Source organism: Paraburkholderia translucens (genome assembly GCF_020881035.1).
Taxonomy (GTDB): domain Bacteria; phylum Pseudomonadota; class Gammaproteobacteria; order Burkholderiales; family Burkholderiaceae; genus Paraburkholderia; species Paraburkholderia translucens.
In genome coordinates this window covers 243,416-265,418 of the sequence record NZ_JAJITC010000006.1, presented here as the reverse complement: position 1 = coordinate 265,418, position 22,003 = coordinate 243,416, and the positions used below count along the sequence as shown (strand labels likewise).

The following is a 22,003-nucleotide window of genomic DNA, read 5'->3' as shown; positions in this document are numbered from 1 at the left end:
TAACGCGCTATATTTAAAGTCTCACTGTATTGGTGATTTTCAATCCCCGAGAGTTTCGCGGCCCGTGTTGGAGCGTTGCAGACAGGCCTCGCTCGGGTCTTCCGCTTAACCACGACTTGTCAGGAAGGCAATATGTCACTCCGTATCAATGACGTCGCGCCTAACTTCACCGCGCGAACCACGCAAGGCACCATCGATTTCCACGACTGGATCGGCGACCAATGGGCGGTCCTGTTTTCTCACCCGAAAGACTTCACGCCAGTTTGCACGACCGAACTGGGCTATATGGCGAAGATCGAGCCGGAGTTCACCAAGCGCAACGCCAAGCTGATCGGGCTGTCGGTCGATCCGGTCGAAGACCACGAAAAATGGGCCGCGGACATCGAGGAAACGCAGGGCGCCGCCGTCAAGTACCCGATGATCGGCGACACCGATCTCGCGGTCGCCAAGCTGTACAACATGCTGCCGGCCGATGCCGGCGACACCAGTGAGGGCCGCACCGCCGCGACCAATGCGACCGTGCGCTCGGTCTTCATCATCGGGCCCGACAAGAAGATCAAGCTGACGCTGACCTACCCGATGAGTACTGGGCGCAACTTCGACGAGATCCTGCGCGTGCTCGATTCGATTCAGCTCACCGCGAAACACAGGGTCGCGACGCCGGTCAACTGGAAGCAGGGCGAAGACGTGATCATCACGTCCGCTGTCAGCAACGAAGAGGCGGAACAGGTGTTCCCGGGCTTCAAGACGATCAAACCGTATCTGCGCACCACCAAGCAGCCGGGCTAAAATCGGGGCACGGCGGCCGCTACCGGGCCGTCGTGCCTTTGGTTCCTAAGGGATGAAGATGATTTTTCGCCAACTGTTCGATCCGGTTTCGTCGACCTACACGTACCTGCTTGGCGACAATGGCGAGGCGCTGCTGATCGACCCCGTCTACGAGCAGGTGCCGCGTGATCAGGCGCTGCTGCGCGAGCTTGGCCTGTGGCTGCTGACCACGCTCGATACCCACGTGCACGCCGATCACGTGACCGGCGCATGGCGCATGCGTCAGCGTTGCGGCAGCGAAATCGCGCTTGCCGCGGTCGTCGAAGCGGAAGGTGTGACGCGGCCATTGCGGCACGGCGATCGGATCGACTTCGGCACGCGTCATCTGACCGTGCGCGCCACACCTGGTCACACGAACGGCTGCCTGACCTACGTGCTCGACGATCAAAGCATGGCCTTCACCGGCGACAGCCTGCTGATTCGTGGCTGTGGCCGCACCGATTTCCAGCAAGGCAGTCCGCAGCAGTTGTTCGTGTCCGTGCGCGAGCAGATTTTGTCGCTGCCGGAGCACTGTCTGCTTTATCCCGCGCACGACTATCGTGGCATCACGGTGACGAGCGTGGCCGAAGAGCGGCGCTTCAATCCGCGCCTGGGCGGCGACGTCGACATCGGCGATTTCACCGGGCATATGAATAACCTGAATTTGCCGCATCCGAAGCTGATGGCGGTGGCGGTGCCCGCGAACCTGCGTTGCGGGCAGCCGGAAAGCGGCGCCGAAGTGGCGACGGAAACGCCGGATTGGGCGCCATTGACCTTGCGCTTTAGCGGCGTATGGGAAATCGAGCCGATGGCGCTGCTCGAACATGGCGCGGCGTTTCAGATCGTCGATGTGCGGGAGGCGCCCGAATTCATCGATCGTTTGGGTCATCTTCCGGGCGCCAAACTGGTGCCCCTGTCGCAATTGACAGGGCGGCTCGAGGAACTGGATCGCGAGCGGCCGGTGGTCGCTGTGTGCCGCTCCGGCGTGCGCTCCGCGCAGGCGAGCGTATTGCTGACCAAGGCAGGATTCGGCAAGGTCGCGAACCTTGCCGGCGGGATGCTGCGGTGGAGGACGGAGGGATTGCCGGTGGCGTCGGATAGTGTTTGAGGGAATCGACCCTATCTGAAACGGCCCGCGAATTCAGCCTCGGCCACGACCCAATACGGCGCCCGCATTCGAATAAGCGGCATTGCTCTGCGCCGAGCGCGTAACCAGCCAGATCCCCGCGCAAACGAACATCAGCGCGACGAGATTCTTCAATTCCATGATGTTCTCATTCAGACATATGGCCGAGAGCACGGTGCCGAACACCGGCACCAGAAAATTGAAAACGGTGACTTTGCCAACCTGGTTATATTTCAGCAGAAGACTCCACAACGTAAATGCCACTGCGGACAGCAATGCCAGATAGGCGAGCAAGCCCATCGATCCGAGCGTGAAGGCGTGCAGCGAACCGCCGGTGGCGTAACCGGCTGCAAGCAGAACGGCGCCGCCAAACCCAAGTTGATAACCCGTCATGACCATGACGTCCATGCTCTGCGAAATGCGCTTTCCGTAAATCGACGCGGCAGAGAGCGCGAACGCGGCAATCACGATAAAGCCTTCGCCGAGCAAGGTGAACGAAAATTCGAACAGGCCGTCGCCGAAATTCACGACCATGACCCCGACGAATCCCAGCAGGCACCCAAGCGCCTTGCGAGGCGAAACTTTGTCGTTCTTATAGATGAAATGGGCAAGCAGCACGCTGAAGAAGGTCGTGGTCGAGTTCAGGATCGAACCGCGAACGCCGCTCGTGTAGGCGAGACCGACATAGAAGAATAAGTACTGAATAGCCGTTTGCGAAAAGCCCAGCAACATCAGTTGACCGCTGTTGCGGCGATTCAAATCGAAAACAGGCTTTTTCGACAAGACAGCGAGTATCAACAGCAAGAGTCCCGCGAGTACGAACCGGTAGCCTGCGAAGATCAGCTTTGAAGGAATATCGTTTTGCGTGATTCCGAGCAGAGTGTAGCCAATTTTGATTGCCGGGTACGAACTACCCCAGAGCAGGCAGCATACCGTGGCTACGATGACGAGCGCTTTCGGTTGGGTGAAAAATCGCGCGGAATCGCGCAATCCGATTGTTGCTGAAGACACGGGCATATTTCGAGTGATGTTGTCTTTGTGCACTGTGTGGGCAGTCCACACGAGTGCCCTTTTATTGCCGTATCGCTTTTGTGCTTTTCAGTGATACTGCATGAAGGCTTTGCGAAATTATACGCACATGCAAATGTAATGTCAGGGCGCATTCACTGACACCCATCGGCCATCGAAAGGGAATGCCACGGGCGACCGGACGTTACGCCGGCTGCTATGTCCGCACCACTGTGTCGGGCGATCTTCCGACCATGCGCTGGCGAGTGGTGCGCACCTTCACACCTGCGGCGCAGGCACCCGTGGGTTCATTCATTCTGCGCCAATTCCGTTCGCCCGGGTGCCTGCCTGCCGTTCAGCCCTGCGAGTCGGTGGCTCAGGTGTTGCGCGGCGGTAGTACCCGGTCGGCTAACTGAACGTATTGTCGGGAGCAGGGACTATTTCTTCCGCGCGTTTTTCGGCCGCCGACCACTCGTTACCGTGTCCGCAAACAGATCGATCACCACTTCGCGCAGCCAGCGATTGCCTTCGTCGTGCTGCACCCGCTCGTGCCACAGCAAATGGATCGGTGCGGCGGGCAACGTCATCGGCAACGCGCGCATGCTGAGCGAGAACGGCGCGGCCAATTCGAGAGCGAGGCGCTCCGGCACCGTGGCGATCAGATCGGTGCGTTGCAGGATGTAGCCCACGCTCATGAAGTGCGGCACCGTCAGTCGCACCTGACGCCGCACGCCGCGCCGCTTGAGCCATTCATCCACCTGACCGTGGCCGGTGCCGGCCGACACGACCACCAGATGTTCGGCCCCACGCCAAGCGGGAAGCGTCAACACCGCGTCTTCGAGCGGATGGCCGCGTCTGAACAGACAGACGTAACGCTGATCGAACAGACGCCGTTGATAGAAACCACCCTTTAACTGCGGCAGCAAACCGATTGCCAGATCGACGCGGCCGCCGGCCATCTCGTTGCTGAGATTGACGCTCGTATTGCGGACCGTATTCAGGGCAACACCGGGCGCGATGCGCGACAGTCGTTCGATCAGTGCGGGCAGAAACACGACTTCGCCGATATCGGTCATACCGATCGTCATCGTTCGCATCGCACGCAGCGGATCGAAACCCGTCACCGGATTGAGCGCGGCGTGCAAGGTGGCGAGCGCCTGCGAGACCGGCTCCGCGAGACGCAGCGCGAACGGCGTCGGAACGACCCCGCCCGGCGCGCGCACGAACAGCGGATCGCCCAGCCGGCGGCGTAGCTTCGCGAGTGCATTGCTGACGCCCGGCTGACTCATGTTCATCTGCTCGGCGACGCTTGCCACGCGACGCTCCTGCATCAGCCGCTGGAAGAGCAGCAGCAGATTGAGGTCGAGATCGTTCAGTTCCATGACATTGGCTTGACCTTTTGGTCATTCGATTCAGTGATGATGGAGATTCATTTCATCTTATTGAGCAATGAAGGTCCAGTGCTGAAAATACCGACACGGTATTCGCATGCGACGCGCTGCGCACGCGCCTCCGCGACCCGAACCAATGAACCTGCATTTCGGAGACACAATCATGAGTATGCTGGATCTGAGAATCGCGATCGTCGGCGCCGGCATCGGCGGCCTGACGCTGGCGCTGGCACTGCGCGAACATGGCATCGATGCGCAGCTTTACGAACAGACCGAAGAACTGCGCGAGGTGGGCGCGGCCGTCGCGCTGTCGGCGAACGCGACGCGCTTTTACGAGCGCATGGGACTGCGTTCCGCGTTTGAAAACGTGTGCGCTGAAGTACCCGGGCTTATCTATCGTGACGGACGCAGCGGCGCCGTCATTGGCCATCATCGCGGCATGCCGAGCTATCGCGAGCAGTTCGGCGGTTCGTACTGGGGCGTACATCGCGCCGATCTGCAGGCGGTGCTGTCGAAGGCGGTCGGTCTCGAGCGCATCGAGCTCAGCCATCGGCTGGTTGATCTCGTGCAGCACCCGGATCGCGTGAGTCTCGCGTTCGACAACGGTCAGCGCGTCGATGCCGATCTCGTGATCGGTGCCGACGGCGCACGCTCGACCACGCGACGCTGGATGCTCGGCTATGACGACGTGCTCTATTCAGGTTGCTCGGGTTTTCGTGGCGTCGTACCGGCCGGGCGCATGGACCTGCTGCCTGATCCGGAGACGATCCAGTTCTGGGTCGGGCCCGGCGGCCATCTGCTGCACTACCCGATCGGCGACAAGGGCGATCAGAACTTCCTGCTGGTCGAGCGTCATCCTTCGCCGTGGCCGTCACGCGACTGGGTCATGCCGTCAAGCGAAGGCGAGCAACTGCGCCTGTTCAAGGACTGGCATCCGGCCGTCGTGCAGATGATCACGGCCGTGCCGATCAGTCAGCGCTGGGGTCTGTTCCACCGTCCTCCGCTCGGCCGCTGGAGCAAGGGGCGCGTGACGCTGATCGGCGATGCCGCACATGCGCTCGTGCCGCATCACGGCCAGGGCGCCAACCAGTCGATCGAGGATGCGGTGGTGCTGGCCGCACAACTGGCCACGGCCGGCCCGGGCAATTGGCGGGAGGCGCAGGAAGCCTACGAGCGTCTGCGGCGAGGCCGCACGCGCAAGGTGCAGTACGCGTCGATATCCGCCGCGGACGTGCTGCATTTGCCGGACGGTCCGGCCGCGCAGGAACGCCACGCGCGGCTCGGTGCTCGCGACAGCATGCTGCATCACCTCGACTGGATTCACGATTTCGACGCGCTTGCGCAGGAACCGAGCGAACGGCAGGGCGGCACGTGGCTTTGAGCCTTCCTGTGAGTCGGCGATACGCGTGCGGTCCGCCGCGCTCTTACGCGAGGCGCTCGCGATGACGAAAGCGTCTATTTGAACGCATTGAGGAAGCGAGGCTCCACCGTTCTTGCAAGCATTTCGCTTCCTACTCATGGCGGCCCTTTTCCAGCATGACATCGGCTGGCATGAAGCAGTCACGGTAACTATTATTCTGATTGTGAATACGCCACGGTTCGCGTGACTCCGGTCGGACTGCGGGGCCGGTGGCATCCACCCTCTGCGCAAGGGGGATATATGGAACCTCCGTCATTAAGTTATCCGATACTACGCGCACGGCATCGCCGGCAACCGTCTCAAGGTATCGCGCCTCTCATCGTTCTCTCTCTGACCGGACTGTCACTGGCACACGCAGTGTATGCCGGTGGCGTCCTCCCGCAAGGCGGGCACTACGTGGCCGGCACGGGAACCATCGCCAACCAGGGCAACGTGCTCACCGTCACTCAGCCCGGCTCAAGTCGCGGTGTAATCGACTGGAATAGCTTCTCGATCGGCAAGTGCAACAGCGTCATGTTCGACAACGGTTCGGGCGCGACGCTCAGTCGCGTGACGGGCTTCTCGCCATCGGCGATTCTTGGCAGCCTCAAAGCAACGGGCGGTGTGTATCTGATCAACCCGCAAGGCATTGTGGTGGGCCGCAGCGGCGTCATCAGCACCGGCGGTCGCTTCGTCGCCTCGACGCTCGATCTGCCCGATACCGCCTTCGTGAACGGCGGCACGCTCACGCTTTCCGGCACGTCGGGCGGCAAGGTGGCGAATCTCGGCAAGATCAGTTCCAGCGGCGGCGACGTCTTTCTCATCGCGCACGATGCCGCGGTAAACGCCGGTTCGATCAGTGCACCGAACGGCACGGCAGAATACGTCGTTGGGCAGCAGGTCGTGTTGTACGAGTCTTCGAGCAACAGGCAGGTGTTCGTGCAGATCGGCAGTAAGGGCCAGGTGCTCGATCGCGGCGCCACGCAGGCCGCGCAGATCAATCTCGAAGCGGCCGACGGCAACATCTATGCGCTCGCCGGCGGCGGCTCGCGCATCCGCGCGACCGGCACGGCGATGCGTGACGGTCACATCTGGCTGGTTGCCGACACAGGTCACGTCACGCAACGAGGGACGATAGAAGCAACGAATGCCGATGGTAGCGGCGGCACCGTCGATACGCTCGCCGACTCGCTCACGTTGGCGCACGGCGCAAGAGTGCGAGCGGGGCTTTGGAATGTGTCGACGCCGAACTTCACCGTCGATACCCCTACGGCGCATGCCTTCGCGCGTAGCCTGAACGTCGGCACATCGATCGATGCAAGCGCGACCGGCACGAATGGCGCAAGTGGCGATATGACCGTTGCATCCAGTCTTGAGTGGAAAGGTTCGGCGTCGTTATCGCTCGTGGCTTATCGCAATGTGACGATTGCACCCGCGACCACGATCCGGAACTCCGGCAGCGGCAATCTTAGTTTGAGGGGCGACGCCGCAAGCATCGACAACGCAAGCAGCGTGTCAAACCAGGGCGTGATCGACTGGTCGGGTAGTACCGGCACCGTCAGCGCGCTGTACGACATGAACGGCAGCTACAGCCCGGGAACGATCCGCTCGAATAGCGCGTGGACCGGCGCCCCTTACAGTGGCCTGGTCACGCAAGTGACCGGTTATAAGCTCGTGAATTCGCTGACCGATCTGCAGAACGTATCGCTGGATCTGTCCGGCAACTACGCGCTTGGCAAGGATATCGATGCGAGCGCGACGGCTTCGAATCCAGGCACCGGCGCAGGTCCCAGCGTCGAGTTCCTTTCGCTTGGCAGCGCCGCCACTCCGTTCAGCGGCCAGTTCGACGGAATGGGACATGTGATTGACGGTTTCGGCCAGAATGGCTCTTACATGCCGCCGGGTAGCCGGCCGCTCGGCCTGTTCGGCGAGATCGGGACGACGGGTGTGGTGCGCAATGTCGGCATGACGAACAGCGCACTCTACGACCTCTACGACGACATCATCGACAACCAGCCCATTGTTGTCACGCTCGGCATTCTTGCGGGCCGTAACCGGGGATTGATCACTTACGCGTACGCGACTGGCTTCCGCGGGGCTCCCCACTATGGGAATGCACCAGTCGGCGGTCTGGTGGGCACCAACGACGGATTGATCGAGCGCTCATGGAGCAGCGCTAACGTAGGCGACGCAGGAGAGGCAGGCGGGCTCGTTGGCGCGAATCTCGGACGGATCGCTCAGTCGTACGCGACCGGCGTAGTGAGTACGGATATATTCGGCTCGCCAGGCGGCCTGGTTGGCGTCAACTCCGGTACCGTGTCGCAATCCTATGCGACGGGCACCGCGTTCGGCGACTTGAGCGCGGGCGGCCTCGTCTATGCCAACACCGGCGTGATCGAGCAGTCGTTTGCGACGGGACTGGTCCGAGGCTATTGTTGCCCGCCTCCGGGGACGCCCACGTTTTACGGCGGCATCGCTGCCGTCGGCAACGGGACGATCGCAAACAATGTCTACTGGGACAAAGAGACGACGACGCGGGCAGTGAGCACGGGAGACGGCACCCAGTTGCCCGCGTCGAACGGCCTGACCACCGCGCAGATGAGCAACCCGGCCAGCTTCGACACCTCGTGGGACATCAGTCCAACCGGCGTGTGGATCATTGCGGCCGGCGCGACGCACCCGATCCTGCGCTGGCAACCGGGCCACTGACCGCGCAGCGGGTCGTAACACATCGAGCTCGTCAGAAACGTCACGCCGCGAGTGGAGAGGCAAGACTCATAGGTTGCTTGCAGTTACCTGTCGCGTCGATGGACAGGGTAGGGACTGCGTTCTTTCCGCTGCCCGGTTGCGGCGTTCATACAGACGGAATTTCGTCTGTCGATTGGTGCTCAGCCTTCGCGCGGCGTTTTCTGACCATCGCGGGATCGCGCACGATTGTGACAGCGCATGGTGCATAGGCGAGCACCTGACGGGCAACCGAGCCGATCAGCCAGCGATCGAACGGCGTATGACCGCGATGCCCAACGACAAGATGATCGATCTGATGCTGCTCTGCGTAGAGTACGATTTCCTTCGCGGGCTGCCCTACGACGAGATCGAAGTCGGGGTGTTCGCCATCGGCGGCGAGCGTCGCCTTGAGGTCGGCGAGGACCTTGTTGGCATGGCGCAACTCGTGCTGGACCAGTTCGTGTCTTTCCAGTTCTATCGCGCCCCAATCCGGCGCGCGGGCCACGACGAGCACATGGAGGCGCGCGTCAAAACGTTTGGCGAGATCGACTGCAAAAGCAACCGCCTGTCGCGCAGAAGGCGACCCGTCATAACCTGCCAGGACGTTCTGCATGATCTGCTCCTGTCCGGTTCGGACCGGAATATGCCTTGATCGAACCCTAACCGTTCTTCCGCTTCGTAGTGTCGGCGCGAAGTCAGTTGTCGTCGCTTCGGACTGGCAGATGCTCGTGAGGGACAGGCTCCGCGGAGGCGGCGTCGGGAAGTTCTTCTTTGCCAGGTTTTGCCGGCCCTCGTGAGCCGGTCTTGGCGCCCGTCCTGGACGGGGAATGCGCCGGGTCGCGAGAAGGTCTGTCAGTCGGCGCAGCAGATGGATGGGAGGGCACGATATGCTCCTGCGCATGCTAGTGCTTCCATCATAGACCCAATCCGGGCAGCCCCATTCAAAAACCTAGGCAGCTCGCTGGGACAGCCAGGAAAATTGGGTGCTGATGCTGGTTTCACGCTTTCGACGCCTCCGTTGATGTACGTCAAGTCGCTTTGCCCCAGGACGCGAATACTGGCAGCACTGCCAACGCCCAAGGAGACTCTCTCATGGCTCAGTCGATGAAAGCGGCCGTCGTGCATGCCTTTAGGGAACCGCTTCGCATTGAAGAAGTGCCCGTACCCACGCCAGGGCCGGGACAAATTCTGGTCAGTATCAAGGCGTCCGGCGTGTGCCACACGGACCTGCACGCTGCCGACGGCGACTGGCCCGTCAAGCCGACGCTGCCATTCATCCCCGGCCACGAAGGTGTGGGCTTCGTCGCGGCGGCAGGCAGCGGCGTCACGAACGTCAAGGAAGGCGACCGAGTTGGCGTGCCGTGGCTCTATACCGCTTGCGGTTACTGCGAACATTGCCAGAGCGGCTGGGAAACGCTTTGCCATAGGCAACAGAACACCGGCTATTCCGTAAACGGCGCGTATGCCGAATACGTGCTTGCCGATCCCAACTACGTCGGACACCTGCCGCAGCAGATCGCCTTCGACGAAATCGCGCCGATTCTCTGCGCGGGCGTTACGGTCTACAAAGGTATCCGCGTGACCGATACGCGGCCAGGGCAATGGCTGGCGATTTCAGGCATTGGCGGTCTCGGCCACGTGGCTGTGCAATATGCGATCGCGATGGGACTTCACGTGGTCGCTGTCGACGTGAGCGAGGACAAGCTCGCGCTCGCGCGCGAACTCGGCGCGCATCTCGCTATCGACGCGTCCAAGGCCGATCCCGCCGCCATCATCCAGAAGGAAATTGGCGGCGCGCACGGCGTGCTCGTCACCGCGGTCTCGCGCAGCGCCTTCGCGCAGGCCCTCGGCATGGTGCGCCGCGGTGGGACAGTTTCCCTTAACGGCCTGCCGCCGGGCGATTTTCCTCTGCCTATCTTCTCGACGGTGCTGAACGGCATCACCGTGCGCGGTTCGATCGTGGGAACGCGGCGAGATTTGCAGGAGTCGCTGGACTTCGCCGCGGAAGGCAAGGTGCGCGCCCATATCCAGCGCGAGCGGCTCGACAACATCAACACGGTCTTCACCGACCTGCGCAATGGAAATGTCAACGGCAGAATGGTTTTGACGTTCGATTGACCTCGCGTCACTAAACTCCCCCGCGTTTGCCAGGTCGCTGTGTCGGAGCAAAAATGCCGACAGACTGCGCTTGATCGAGCTCTGCATGACCCGTTACGCGCCCGTCGATTCACCCCGGGCCTTTTTACCAGCGCTGGTGGACGTGAGGCGCTATAAGGCGCTGGTAGATTTCCCGCACGCGTTGCATGACCTCATCGGACAGCGGCGCGAGGTTTGCGGCCGAGGCGTTTGACGCCGACTGGGCAGCGTTTTTACTGCCAGGGATGATGACGGAGACGGCCTCCTCCATCAGGATCCAGCGCAGCGCCAGTTGCGCCATGGAGGCGTCCGCCGGCACGAGGGCGCGCAGTTCGTCGACCGCTTTCAACGCGATGTCGTAGGGCACGCCGGAAAACGTCTCGCCGACGTCGAACGCCTCGCCATGCCGATTGAACGCGCGATGGTCGTCCGACGCGAAAGTCGAATCAGCGGACATCTTGCCCGTGAGCATGCCGCTCGCCAGAGGCACGCGCGCGATGACCGCCACGTCTTTCTTTTGCGCCTCTTTGAAGAACAGATCGGCGGGACGTTGACGGAACATGTTGTAGATGATCTGCACCGAAACCACGTTCGGAAATTCGATCGCCTTTAGCGCCTCTTCCACCTTTTCGACCGACACGCCGTAGTAGCGGATCTTGCCGTCGGCGACGAATTCGTCCATGGCCTCGAACACTTCGGGACGGTAATAAACCTCCGTCGGCGGGCAATGCAGTTGAACGAGGTCGAGCGTATCGACACCGAGGTTCGAGCGACTCCGGTCGATGAAACCTTCGAGCTCACGCTTGTTCAGGTAACCGCTGGTCACATGCGGATCGAGTCGGCGCCCAAGCTTGGTTGCGACGATGGGACGCTCGCCGCCTCGTTGCCGCAGCACGTCCCGGATGATCCGTTCCGAGCGACCGTCTCCGTAGACGTCGGCCGTGTCAATGAACGTGACGCCGCCATCGAGCGCGGCGTTCAGCGCGGCCTTGGCGTCGTCTTCCGCGACACTGCCCCACGCACCGCCGATTGCCCACGCCCCAAAACCGATCTCCGACACGTTCCAGCCGGTACGGCCAAATTTTCTCGTCGAAAGCGTCATGTGCTTGCTTGTCCTCTCTTTTGCAAAGTTACGTCGCGGGCGCTTCAATGCGCCCCGCGCAAGTGCCGGCGGCCTCTGTACGTAGTGTAGCAAGCGGGAGGTGCGTAGATGTCCGCTTTGCGAGCAGCGCTACATGCCCATGCCCATTCCTCCGCCCGAGCTTGTGCCAGAACCCGAACCCGAGCCGGGGTTCGTCCCGGCGCTCGTCGTCGTATTCAGATCGATTCTTCCGTAAACACCATCGGCTTCGGCATTCGGACCCGCAGCGAAGAACAGCGTATTGGATGGCTGATTGCTGAGGTCGTTTCCGAACGCGATGCCCCATACGCCGGGTTCGACGATCGTCGCGCCGTTCGCTCCAGTGAGCGGTCCCATCGAATGACCGCTCGCTGCGTCGAGCGCATTGATCGTGCCATCGCCGAAGTTGGCGATCAGTATCGCCCCGCTCATCGAGCCGAAGTTAGCGGGTGCCTGCGCTATGCCCCAAGGCGCGTTTAGCGGGGCACCGGTCGCGAAGCGTTGCTTCAGGTTGCCCGCCGTGTCGTAGACATCCACCATGCCGAGTCCCGCGCCCGCGACGTCGTCGTGCTTCGCCGCGTCCTGCATCGCGTAGGTGACGAACAGATTCGAGCCGATCGCCCGAATGCCGAATGGCGCGAACCCGGCCGGAATCGCCGGGTCTTTGAAAGCGCCCGGCATTGCAACCTTGGTAAAGGTGGTGTCGAAGACGTCGATCTTGTTGTTATGGAAGTCGGTCGCGTAAAGAAAGTTGTTGCCGTTCATCGCGGCGAGCGCGAGACCCTTGTACACCGCGCCTCCCGCGCCGTCGTCGTACATGACGAACGCATTGGTCGGCCCGACGGTGGGCGCCCATGCGGTGATGGTGCCGCCCTCGCCCGCGAAGATGAATGCAGCGGTGCCGGAATTGCCGTTTTTCTTGACGGTGAAGCTTTGTGTGCCGTTGAAGACGATGCCCGTGGGCGATGCCGCACCGTTCCTGCCGGGAGGGATCGTGACGATCAGCGATTGGGGCACACCGTTGCCGTCATAGAGCGTCGCGACATTGGTGCCGTTGTCCGCAACCCAGACGAAGCCTTGCGGATTGAAGACGACGCCCCAAGGGTTTTTCAGGTTCGCGTCAGCGTGCGCGGCGGCCACTGCGCCATCCGAGACGAGGGCCGTCACATTGAACGACGACACGGCGGGCGGGCTCGGATTGCTCGAACCGCCGCCGCTATCGCCACCACCGCCGCCGCACGAAGCGAGAATCGCGATTGCCGCGCCGGATGTCACGGCGCCGAACCCAGCGAGGAGAGACTTCATGGCCGTACTCCTTGTTCAGAGCCGATATGCCCATTGAACGCGGAGGGTGCGGCGGTTATTCCTGCGTCGAAGAGTTTATTTCGCGGCGCCGTCGTGCGATACGTCAAGTTCGTGCGCGGTAAGCCGATCGTGGTCGCCAAGCACTTCGGCAAGACTACCGTGCTGGAAGGCGCGAACGGCTGATTTCGGCGTTGAATCTCGAATCATGAGGCGCTTAGTCGGCATCGCCTAACGCCTCGAACTTTCCGATCGGAACTGAAATGCGCTGAAGAGATCGTCGAGCGCCGGTGCGTTGACGGGCACATACGGATTGGACGACAGCTGAACCGGATCGGGAAGATTGTCGCGGCTGCGCGAGGTAATCGGTCCCAGCGACCAGTTGCGTTCAATGAATTTGAGGAGCGACACGTGATCCGAATATTCATGTACGACGTGACCTCCGCGGGAATACGGTGAAACGACGATCAACGGAATGCGCGGCCCATCGCCGAAGAAGTCGAGCGGCTGAATATAGCCGGAATCATAGTAGCCGCCTCCCTCGTCGGTCGTAATGAAGATCGCGGTCGACGCCCATAGCGCAGGGTTCGCCTGAACGGAATCGACGATCTTGCGGACAAAGCCCTCGTAAAGACCGAACTTCGAGGACGCCGGGTGTCCATCGAGCAAGCCGCCGGGCTTCACAAAAGAGACCGCGGGCAAAGTGCCGTTTGCGATATCGGAATACAGGTTAGGCGTGTCCTGCAGATGCGCCGCGACCAGCGCCGGATCGGTCATGATTGCCGTTTCGTACAGAAACGGATTGCAGATATTGCAGTAGACGCTGGTTGGTGAATTGGCCGCGAACGTGGTCCACCCTTCGCCGTAGTACTTCCATGAGATGTCCCTTGCGAGCAGAGTATCGGCGATTGTGCGCACGGGCGAGGGAGGAATGGTGAAGGAACTCTTATTGACGGAGCCGTCCCCGTTGTAGCCCGGGTTGTAATTGTTCAGGAGATAGTACGTATTGGCCGCACAATTCGGATCGGGGTGATATGGCAGTGTGCCTAGATAGTGGCGAATTGCTCCCACACCGGGTTGTTTCGAGTCGGAACAATTGCTATATGTGCCGCCCGAATAGCCGTCCTGCGTATACCAGTTGTTGGTGCCTCGCAGCGGCCGCGGGTTCTCGATCTCGTTTTGAGGCGGCGTTGCCGCATTGCCGTTGCCGTCGGTGTAATAGAGCGCGTCCGCCGTACCGATCATGATGCTATTCGCGCCCGTACCACCCATTACCGGCTGGTGATAGTTGTCGCTGATGGTGAAATGCCGCGCCAGTGCCGTGAAATACCGCATGTCGCCGCTGTTGACGTTATAGAACCCCAGGGCCGTCGCGCCCTCGTTGGTCGACTGATCGTTGAAGTTGGCCGGTTGCGGCTTACCGTTCGACCCGGCGCCTACGGTGACCTCGACCCATGCGAACAGATCCATTTTGCAACCGCTCGGATTATCGAACGTCGCATGACTCATGTTGCAGTCGGCCTGCTGCCAATTCTGGTAGAAGCGATGCACGGGGCTATTCATATACTGGTCGTAGTTCGGTCCGACCCGCGAGATCTGATAAGGCCCGTTAGGCAAGTTGTAGAGGTTCGACCCGAAACGAGTGTCGGGCACGTCGTTCGGGAGCCCCGTTGCCCCTGTTGTCAAATGAAAAAGATCGCGCGGATCGAGAGCGGAGCCTTCGGCCGCCTGCGCGGCTGCGAGTGTCGCGAATGGGGGCGGGCTCGCATCGCTGGCAGCGGACGGTGCCGAGCCCGTGTTCGGCGCGGGCAATACCGGGTAGGGCTGCTTCGATCCGGGACTCGGCTCGAACCGTGACGGATTGTTCGCCTTCGCCGTGTATTGCGCGGCGAGCCAAAAGTTTGGTCCGGGCGCGCCATCCGCCTTGATGATGCCTTTGGATAACAGGTTCGAGACGGTCTCGTGTCCTCGCGGTTGATAGGCGCCGAACACGTGATCGAACGTTCGGTTCTCGCCAACGATAATGATGACGTGCTGGATCGGCGTCGCTGTCGCCGAAGAGGGATCCTTTGGCGGTTGTGACTGGCTGTCTGCAACAGCGCAATAGAACGTCGTTCCAAACGCCAGTGCAATCGCAGCACATAGGGTTGGAATCGGCGGCAGGTGAAGGCTCGATCTCGATCGCTGGCTCATGGCGCTCTCCAATGACATGGTTCACTTCCTTGCTCGTTCGCATAGCGGAACGAGTGCCTCCGCAATTGCTTACCGCGTGTTACAAGGAAGGAACGTAGAGCGTCACGATGACGATTCCGAGGCGCTGATAAGAATAATTCTTGCCGGTCACATGACGAAACATACAATCCGATACGACAATCTTTCAATTGCGTAGGGCCAGTGATAGCGAGTCGCCAGCTCTCGCCCGCTCAACTGGCAATGGCTCGTACTCGACGTGATGCTGCGCGCATTCGCAGGCATTTCTGTTCTTCTAACCATTGAAGCGATTTCTGCACGACCTCGGGCGGAACCGCATCGAACGACGCGCTACGGATAAGGTTCGCGCTTGCCACAATGTCGTTGAATTGGCCCAACTCGTTCTGCACGGACGTCAACTCCCTGAGGATGCGACTGCGTCCGCCTTTGATAATGGGTTGAAAAAATTCGAGAAGGTACCGAAGCTTTTTGCCCGCCTTTCGAACGTCGTGCAGATCTTCTTCGTGAATGGCTTCGCCGCGTGTTGCACGCCTGCTTCGTTTTCGGAGCGCGCGCTGCGCAAGAAGTACGCGGCTTCTCGCGAACGGCCGAATAGGAAGGTCGTCGCAACGCGACTGCAGCGTGGTTTGCGCGCGAAGCAAGACGTCGTTGAGGAACGCTTCGACGTCGTCGCTCCTGATCATCGTCTGGCTATGCATCACCGCCTGTGCGCGCTTCTCGCGTGCGGCGGTCACGAGCATCTCGACCGAGGCGTCCGAATCCTGAGCTTTCTTCAGCAAGTCGCCTGCGATATCCCAGTCACGTGTTCCGCCTGCCACTGCCGCGAGATGTTTGAACCCTTCGATTGCTTGCGCCGTTGCTTCTTTTTCAAGGTAGGGTGAATACGCCCAATACAGCGCTCGAAGTTTTCTGAACGCGACGCGAAGCTGGTGAAAATGTTCAGCATCGCCGTTCGCGGAGAGTTCCCGGGCCTTTTGCACTGTCTCGGCTACGACCGGCGTCACCAGGGATGCGAAGGTACTTGCAACAGAGCCCGTCTTCAAAAGTGATAAACCCGGGGGCCGGTGGTCGATTTTGAAGAGAGCGATTGGCCGCGGCAAGCGCCAGTCATCATCCATATCCATTTCAGCCTCGGGTCGGACAAGTAATGTTTTACCCAGACCTTAGCACACGAACCTTCACGCAATATTCGCCAATTGCGTGAACAGCAGGGTGTCGCAGCACTGCCGGAAAATCCTCGTGGATTGTGACAATTCGATGAAGTGCGTCTTTTCGGTGTTGCGTCCACGCTCTCCTGACGTCACGACATTGACGACTTCGCGCGTTTGTGTATTAAGATAGCCAGCTATGTCTGTGCTGGTACTGCCCGAAAGGCTGGCGCATCGAGCGCGCCACGGAAATTGCCTGTGAACGGAGTGGGAGTTCGATTTGAAGAAGCGCGCCACCGTAGTCTGTCGCAGAGGTAAGCGAATTCTCCTGGTCGCACGTAGTCAGTCGAAGTGGACGCTGCCCGGTGGGATTCTCAAGCGCGGGGAGCATCTCCTCGATGCGGCACTTCGCGAACTCAAGGAAGAAACGCGACTCTCCGGGAAGTCAGCCAAGTACCTCTTCAACGTCCGTGGAAAACAGAAGCACCATCATGTGTTCGCCTGCGAGATCTCGAATCGCGCCAAAGCTCGCCCGAGCAACGAGATATCCAGATGCCGATGGTTTCATCTCGACGACATTCCCCGCCTGACGACCAGCACGCCGACGATCGACATCGTGAATCTCATGAGTCAACGGCGCAAAAAGTAGCCCCGTCGGCTGTCGAGCGAGGCCAGCAAACCAGCCTCGCTCGAAATTTCAAAGCCTGAAAAACTACGCCGCGAGCTTCAGCGCTTGCGCGAAATCCGCGATCAGGTCGTCGATATCCTCAATGCCCGCGGACAGCCGCAGCATGCCGTCGGAAATTCCCATTGCCTTGCGCGTTTGCGGCCCGGCTTCGAAAAAGATCGTCGGCGCGACGGGAATGATCAGCGTGCGCGTGTCGCCGAGACCGGTTGCCTTGACCGGTAGCTGGAGCGCGTTGACGACTTCGATCATGCGATCCGCGTTGAGCAATTCGAACGACAACAGCCACGACGCACCCTTGAACAGCGCCTGTGCAACCTCGTATTGCGGATGGCTCTTCAGGCCAGGATAGAACACCTTGCCGATCGCTTGGTGCCCTTCGAGAAACTGTGCGAGGGCGAGCGCATTGTCGCTGCTTTGCTTCATGCGCAAGGCGAGCGTCTCCGCGCCCATCGAGATGGAGTGCGCCTGCTCGGACGACAATGACGCACCCATGTCGCGCAGGCCTTTCTTGCGGATCTGCAGAAGCCCCTGTTCCTTCGCCGCCGAACGCCGATAGTCGTCGGCGATATTCGGATATGCGCTCCAGTCGAACAGGCCCGTATCCGTCACCGCGCCGCCGAGTGCAGCGCCATGACCCGCGATGGTCTTCGTCAACGAGTTGATGACGAGGCTCGCGCCGACCGCCTTGGGCTTGAACAAGGCGGGCGAGGTGATCGTGTTATCGACGACGTACGCGATGCCGCGCTCACGGCATACTTCACCGATCCCTTGCAGGTCGGGAATCTGCGTGCCCGGATTCGCAATGGTTTCGACGAACACCATGCGCGTATTCGGCCGGATTGCGTTCTTCACGTCGTCGGCATTGCACGCATCGACGGTCGTGACTTCGATGCCGAGCGCCCGCAAGGTGCCGAACAGACTGTTGGTGTTGCCGAACACGTAGCGGCTCGACACGAGATGATCGCCCGCGCGCAGGAGCGTGAGGAACGTCGCGGTGATGGCCGCCATGCCGGTGCTGAAGCAGACCGTGCCGACGCCTTCTTCGAGGCTGGTGAGCTTGCGCTCGAGCGCGGCGGTCGTGGGAGTGCCCTGCCGTGCGTAATTGAATCCGCCTTTCTTCGTGCCCTGGAACACGCCGATCAGGTCCTCGACGCGCTCGAAACCATATTGCACGGACGTATGCACTGACTGACGCAAGGCGCCGTGCTCAGTGCCCGCGATTCTGTCGCCGTGAACGATACCAGTGGTGAAACCCTGCTTGTCCATTCCTTCTCCGCCTTTCAGGTCGATGACTTTCAGCCAATTATCGCCTGTAACCGCCAGCCCGCGAAGTCTTTGGCGTCCAGCCCGGCGGCGCGGATACCCGGGATTGGCCGATGCCCAGGCGTCCCGGCGAAATCGGCCATTGCGCATGGTGCAACTAACCGTCCGGGCCAGGAAGCGTCCACCGGTTCGAGGGTTGACTAGCCTCGCTGGCGCGCACAGGCTGTGGTCATCATCGATCAGCAAGGGAGCGGAATTGGCCAACCCGGAACATCCCGATAGCAGGCGCAAGGCGGCGCGCCCCTTCGCCGCGCAGGCAAGCCCGTGCGACGAACTCGTCATCCGCGCGCAGCCCGCCACGATCGACCGCCCATGCCGCAGCAAGCGGCTCGCGCTCGCCGCGACGATCAGTGGTTCGAGCATGGCGTTCATCGATGGCTCCGTCGTCAACGTCGCGCTGCCGTCCATTCAGAGCGAACTCGGCGCGAGCGTTGCGGCGATGCAGTGGGTCGTCAACGCGTATTTGCTCTTTCTCGGCTCGCTCGTGCTGGTCGGCGGATCAATGGGCGACAAGCTCGGCCGGCGCACGGTGTTCATCGCGGGCATCGCGCTCTTCACACTGGCGTCGGTCGCGTGCGGATTTGCACCGAATGCATTTGCGCTGATCGCAGCGCGCGCGATTCAAGGCATCGGCGCGGCATTGCTCGTGCCCAGCAGCCTCGCGATCATCGGCGCGGTGTTCGACGACGAAGCGCGCGGACAGGCGATCGGCACCTGGGCGGGCGTCGGTGCGATCACGTCGGCAGTGGGGCCGGTGGCGGGCGGCTGGCTTGTCGACGCGTTGTCGTGGCGCGCGATCTTCTTCCTGAACGTCCCGCTCGCGGCGCTCACGATCGCGCTGGCCATATCGTCGGTGCCCAACAGCCACAGGCTCGATGCGCCTGATCAGATCGACTGGCCCGGCGCGCTGAGCGCGGCCGCGGGGCTCGCCGGACTCACTTTCGGCCTGACCGAGGCATCGGCGCGCGGCTTCGCGCATCCGCTCGTCTTTTGTGCGATTGGCGCCGGCGTGCTCACGCTCGGCGCATTCGTGTTGATTGAAGCGAACAGTCCTAACCCCATGGTGCCGCTCGACCTGTTCCGTTCGCGCGACTTCGTCGGCGCCAACCTTGTCACGCTGCTGCTTTATTTCGGCCTTGGCGGCGCGTTCTTCTTCCTGCCGTTCACGCTGATCCGCGCGCATGGCTACACCGCGACCGAAGCGGGTGCGGCGCTGTTGCCCGTGCCTTTCATCATCGGCTTGCTATCGCGCTTCACCGGCGGCCTGACTAGCCGCTTCGGTTCGCGCGCGCTTCTGACCGTTGGGCCCGGCGTCGCCGGAGTCGGGTTCACGTTGCTGACTCTGCCGTCCGCGCGAGGTAGCTATTGGGCGGGACTCTTCCCTGCGCTCGCCGTGCTCGGGCTCGGCATGACGATCACCGTCGCCCCGCTTACGACGACCGTGATGGGCGCGGTGCCGAGCGACCGCACAGGCGTGGCATCCGGCATCAACAACGCTGTCGCACGCGTGGCGAGCCTGCTGGCCATTGCGGTGCTCGGCATCGTATTCGTGTGGTCGCATCACGCGGCGCTATCGGCGCGTTTCGACGAACTGCGCATACCGCAGGAGGCGCGTCAGACTGGGCGCTTGCTGGAGCCCGTCACGCAAGCCGAAACGGCAGCGGGCGCCGCTGACACGCCGCGCGAGACGCTCGTCGCGCGCGCACAAGCCGATGCGATCACCGATTCGCTGCGCGCCGTGGCGCTCGTCTGCGCGGCGTGCGCGTTCGCTGGAGCGGGTCTCGCGATGGCGACCATTCAGCCCCTGAAACGCCCGGCGCCAGCGCGCCCGGAGTGAGCGATCAAAACGACCGCTGCGTTATACCGATGAAACACCCCATGTGAATCGCCCGCTCGTGCGCGTGATCGCACATTCTGAACCCGGCTACCCCGATTCCCGCGCTGCCGTACACTAGCTGTTGGCCGCATCACCTGTTTTCCGCCGGCCCCGCCCATGACCACCCCACACAATCCCACCAACTGGCTAACCGCCCGCCGCGATGCCGAAACCGGCATCGAAAGCCTGCGCGCGCATTTCAGTGGCCACGCCTACGATCCGCACGATCACGACGACATGTTGGTCGGCTACACGGAGCAGGGCGTGCAGCGCTTCCAGTGCCATCGGTCGTTGCACACGAGCGTGCCGGGCCGCGCCATCCTGATCGAGCCCGGCGCGCTGCACGACGGCCACGCGCCTGAGGCGGACGGCTTCACCTACGCGATGCTGTATCTGCCGCAAGCCTGGGTCGAGCACGCGGCGCGCCGGCTCGAGCTGCCGGGGATGGCCGGCGTCGAGGCGGCGTTTTGCCGTACGCTCGTCGATGACCGCGCGCTCGTCGCTGCGATCCGCGAGGCCTTTGTCGCGATTCACGGCGGCGAGGGCAGGCTCGCACGCGACCAGTCGCTCGATCGATTGCTGCTGCAACTTGGCGCCCAGCCGCGCGGCGCGCCGCCTACCGGCGGTCCCGTTGCGTCGCCCGCGATCGCGCGGGTGCGCGATCTGTTGCACGCGCGTATGGACGGCAACCTCGGGCTCGACGAACTCGCGGAGGCCGCCGGCATCGACCGCTTCCGGCTGACGCGCCTGTTCCAGCGCGCGTTCGGCGCGTCGCCGCACGCGTACCTGGTGCGCTTGCGCCTGCGCGCCGCGCGGCGCCTGCTCGCGTCTGGCCATACACCCGCGCAGGTCGCCGCGGAAGTCGGGTTCGCCGACCAGAGCCATCTCGGCCGCTGGTTTCGTCGCGCGTACCGGATGACGCCGGCGGCCTACCGGCAGATGTGCACAAACGTTCCAGACTGATCGCGCCGCGTCATCGATCATGAGCGGCTCAACGAGGAGTCATCATGTTCGATACCAAAGTGGCGCTGATCGTGCGCACTGATCTCGCGGTTTGGCAGAAGCTCAATGTGGTCGCGTTTCTCGCAACCGGCGTCGCGGCCGCGGCGCCCGAAGCGCTGGGCGAGCCCTACGAGGATGCCGCCGGGCACCGCTACGGCCGCATGCTCGGCCAGCGAATGATGGTGTTCGCCGCCGATCGGTCCGGTTTGCAGAGCGCGCATCGGCAGGCGCTCTCGCGCGAACTGAGGATCGTGCCGTATGTGCACGCGATGTTTTCGACCGGGCATGACGCGGCGAATCGCGAGGTCTTTCGCGCCGACGACGCGGCCAATCTCGACCTCGTCGGTCTCGCACTGCACGGACCGAAGAAAGCCGTCGATAAGGCCCTGAAAGGCCTAACCTTGCACGAATGAGTCGACGAGTGCGCGAGCCGCTCGATGGCCGAGCGGTACTCGCGACCAGGCACAGAGAGAAATATGTCCGATGCGCCCGACGTGAATTGCTCTAATACAAAAGAAAATCATTCGGCAAATGCACGGGGCATTAAATTCGAGTCGCTAATCTTATTCAATTGGCATGCGCCCAGGAGGCATACGCATCGCGACTCATTAATAGCGAATTCTGTTGCAAGCTTGGCAGTGCGACTGCAAGTCTTTGTCGAGAAACGAATTGCTGGCGGATTGCGCGCGCGGTCGCGCATGCGTTTCAAATGGTTATTTGCAAAAGAGGCTTTCTACAG

17 protein-coding genes are annotated in these 22,003 nt (G+C 61.8%); 9 read left to right on the top strand and 8 right to left on the bottom strand.

The window, feature by feature from the left end; genetic code table 11:
- Positions 1–132: 132 nt before the first annotated feature.
- Together LJ655_RS13460 and LJ655_RS13455 are read left to right on the top strand one after the other, a co-directional pair.
- On the top strand, positions 133–789 hold the full coding sequence (locus tag LJ655_RS13460) for a peroxiredoxin (RefSeq protein ID WP_230561733.1): 657 nt from the start codon (positions 133–135) through the stop codon (positions 787–789).
- Positions 790–847: 58 nt separating this feature from the next.
- Positions 848–1,915: a rhodanese-like domain-containing protein gene (locus LJ655_RS13455; protein ID WP_230561732.1), complete on the top strand. Its 1,068-nt coding sequence runs from the start codon at positions 848–850 to the stop codon at positions 1,913–1,915.
- Between the two features lie 33 nt (positions 1,916–1,948).
- On the opposite strand, the gene LJ655_RS13450 is transcribed toward LJ655_RS13455, so the two are convergent.
- A complete protein-coding gene (locus tag LJ655_RS13450) occupies positions 1,949–2,950 on the bottom strand; it encodes a DMT family transporter (protein ID WP_230561912.1) in 1,002 nt (333 codons plus the stop codon).
- 428 nt (positions 2,951–3,378) lie between these two features.
- Complete coding sequence (locus tag LJ655_RS13445; RefSeq protein WP_230561731.1) at positions 3,379–4,323, bottom strand: LysR family transcriptional regulator; 945 nt, start codon at positions 4,321–4,323, stop codon at positions 3,379–3,381.
- Positions 4,324–4,495: 172 nt separating this feature from the next.
- Between LJ655_RS13445 and LJ655_RS13440 the strand changes: the two genes are divergently transcribed.
- Together LJ655_RS13440 and LJ655_RS13435 are read left to right on the top strand one after the other, a co-directional pair.
- Positions 4,496–5,713 (top strand): FAD-dependent monooxygenase, encoded by a 1,218-nt coding sequence (locus tag LJ655_RS13440; RefSeq protein ID WP_230561730.1) that lies wholly within the window; start codon positions 4,496–4,498, stop codon positions 5,711–5,713.
- A 279-nt stretch (positions 5,714–5,992) separates the two neighbouring features.
- Positions 5,993–8,440 carry a two-partner secretion domain-containing protein gene (locus LJ655_RS13435; RefSeq protein WP_230561729.1) on the top strand — a complete coding sequence of 816 codons (2,448 nt, stop codon included), beginning with the start codon at positions 5,993–5,995 and terminating at the stop codon, positions 8,438–8,440.
- Between the two features lie 145 nt (positions 8,441–8,585).
- Here the strand turns inward: LJ655_RS13435 and LJ655_RS13430 are convergent, their stop codons facing one another.
- Entirely contained in the window at positions 8,586–9,071 is a 486-nt protein-coding gene (locus LJ655_RS13430; protein WP_230561728.1) for a universal stress protein, read from the bottom strand.
- A 479-nt stretch (positions 9,072–9,550) separates the two neighbouring features.
- Between LJ655_RS13430 and adhP the strand changes: the two genes are divergently transcribed.
- Complete coding sequence (gene adhP / locus LJ655_RS13425; RefSeq protein ID WP_230561727.1) at positions 9,551–10,576, top strand: alcohol dehydrogenase AdhP; 1,026 nt, start codon at positions 9,551–9,553, stop codon at positions 10,574–10,576.
- Positions 10,577–10,700: 124 nt separating this feature from the next.
- Here the strand turns inward: adhP and LJ655_RS13420 are convergent, their stop codons facing one another.
- The 4 genes from LJ655_RS13420 to LJ655_RS13405 form a co-directional block, all read right to left on the bottom strand.
- On the bottom strand, positions 10,701–11,696 hold the full coding sequence (locus tag LJ655_RS13420; protein ID WP_230561726.1) for an aldo/keto reductase: 996 nt from the start codon (positions 11,694–11,696) through the stop codon (positions 10,701–10,703).
- Positions 11,697–11,825: 129 nt separating this feature from the next.
- Positions 11,826–13,019 (bottom strand): TIGR03118 family protein, encoded by a 1,194-nt coding sequence (locus tag LJ655_RS13415; protein WP_230561725.1) that lies wholly within the window; start codon positions 13,017–13,019, stop codon positions 11,826–11,828.
- A gap of 228 nt (positions 13,020–13,247) precedes the next feature.
- Positions 13,248–15,227, bottom strand: a complete 1,980-nt coding sequence (locus LJ655_RS13410; RefSeq protein ID WP_230561724.1) for an alkaline phosphatase family protein — start codon at positions 15,225–15,227, stop codon at positions 13,248–13,250.
- A gap of 212 nt (positions 15,228–15,439) precedes the next feature.
- On the bottom strand, positions 15,440–16,351 hold the full coding sequence (locus LJ655_RS13405; RefSeq protein WP_230561723.1) for a CHAD domain-containing protein: 912 nt from the start codon (positions 16,349–16,351) through the stop codon (positions 15,440–15,442).
- Between the two features lie 304 nt (positions 16,352–16,655).
- On the opposite strand from LJ655_RS13405, the gene LJ655_RS13400 reads away from it, so the two are divergent.
- Entirely contained in the window at positions 16,656–17,024 is a 369-nt protein-coding gene (locus LJ655_RS13400) for an NUDIX hydrolase (protein WP_230561722.1), read from the top strand.
- 63 nt (positions 17,025–17,087) lie between these two features.
- On the opposite strand, the gene LJ655_RS13395 is transcribed toward LJ655_RS13400, so the two are convergent.
- The gene (locus tag LJ655_RS13395) at positions 17,088–18,329 is read right to left on the bottom strand and encodes a cystathionine gamma-synthase family protein (protein WP_230561721.1); all 1,242 of its coding nucleotides are present in this window, start codon (positions 18,327–18,329) and stop codon (positions 17,088–17,090) included.
- 253 nt (positions 18,330–18,582) lie between these two features.
- On the opposite strand from LJ655_RS13395, the gene LJ655_RS13390 reads away from it, so the two are divergent.
- The 3 genes from LJ655_RS13390 (at position 18,583) to LJ655_RS13380 (ending at position 21,677) form a co-directional block, all read left to right on the top strand.
- On the top strand, positions 18,583–20,223 hold the full coding sequence (locus LJ655_RS13390; protein ID WP_230561720.1) for an MFS transporter: 1,641 nt from the start codon (positions 18,583–18,585) through the stop codon (positions 20,221–20,223).
- A 156-nt stretch (positions 20,224–20,379) separates the two neighbouring features.
- Complete coding sequence (locus LJ655_RS13385; protein ID WP_230561719.1) at positions 20,380–21,225, top strand: AraC family transcriptional regulator; 846 nt, start codon at positions 20,380–20,382, stop codon at positions 21,223–21,225.
- Positions 21,226–21,269: 44 nt separating this feature from the next.
- Entirely contained in the window at positions 21,270–21,677 is a 408-nt protein-coding gene (locus LJ655_RS13380) for a DUF2000 domain-containing protein (RefSeq protein WP_230561718.1), read from the top strand.
- Positions 21,678–22,003: the final 326 nt, after the last annotated feature.